This window comes from Nocardia fusca NBRC 14340 (assembly GCF_001618425.1).
GTDB lineage: Bacteria > Actinomycetota > Actinomycetes > Mycobacteriales > Mycobacteriaceae > Nocardia > Nocardia fusca.
In genome coordinates, this window is record NZ_BDCU01000102.1 from 1 (window position 1) to 751 (window position 751).

At 63.1% G+C, this 751-nt stretch carries 1 protein-coding gene; it reads left to right on the forward strand.

The window, feature by feature from the left end; genetic code table 11:
* Nucleotides 1-711, forward strand: a 711-nt coding sequence (locus NF4_RS36020; RefSeq protein WP_157120811.1) for an IS256 family transposase, incomplete at its 5' end; no start/stop codon positions are given.
* Between the last annotated feature and the right edge of the window lie 40 nt (nt 712-751).

Sequence of the window (751 nt, forward strand, 5' to 3'; positions counted from 1 at the left end):
AAGATCCGCGATGGCCAGGTCGCCAACCGCCCGATCTATGTCGTCCTCGGGGTCACTTGCGCCGGGGAACGCGACATCCTCGGACTCTGGGCCGGCGACGGCGGTGAAGGCGCCAAATACTGGCTGCAAGTGTTGACCGAGCTCAAGAACCGCGGCGTCGCCGACGTCTGCATTGCCGTGTGCGACGGGCTCAAAGGGCTGCCGGAAGCGATCAACACCGTGTGGGAACGCACGATCGTGCAAACCTGTGTCATCCATTTGCTGCGTAACTCGTTCCGGTATGCCTCTCGCCGGTACTGGGACCAGATGAGCAAAGATCTGCGGCCGGTCTACACCGCACCGACCGAGGCCGCCGCCAAGGAACGGTTCGCCGAGTTCACCGCGAAATGGGGCGGGCAGTATCCGGCGATCGTGCGGCTGTGGGAGAACTCCTGGACCGAGTTCACTCCGTTCCTCGACTACGACGTGGAGATTCGCCGTGTCATCTGCTCGACGAACGCGATCGAGTCGCTCAATGCCCGCTATCGACGCGCGGTCCGGGCCCGTGGGCACTTCCCCAGCGAGCAAGCCGCGTTGAAGTGCCTGTATCTCGTGACCCGATCCCTGGATCCCACCGGCCGTGGTAAGAAACGGTGGGCGATGCGGTGGAAACCCGCACTGAATGCCTTCGCGATCACCTTCGAAGGCCGGATCACCCCGACCGGTAACTAACCAACGCCGAGATCGGATCCACCGTTAATCGGACACTCCC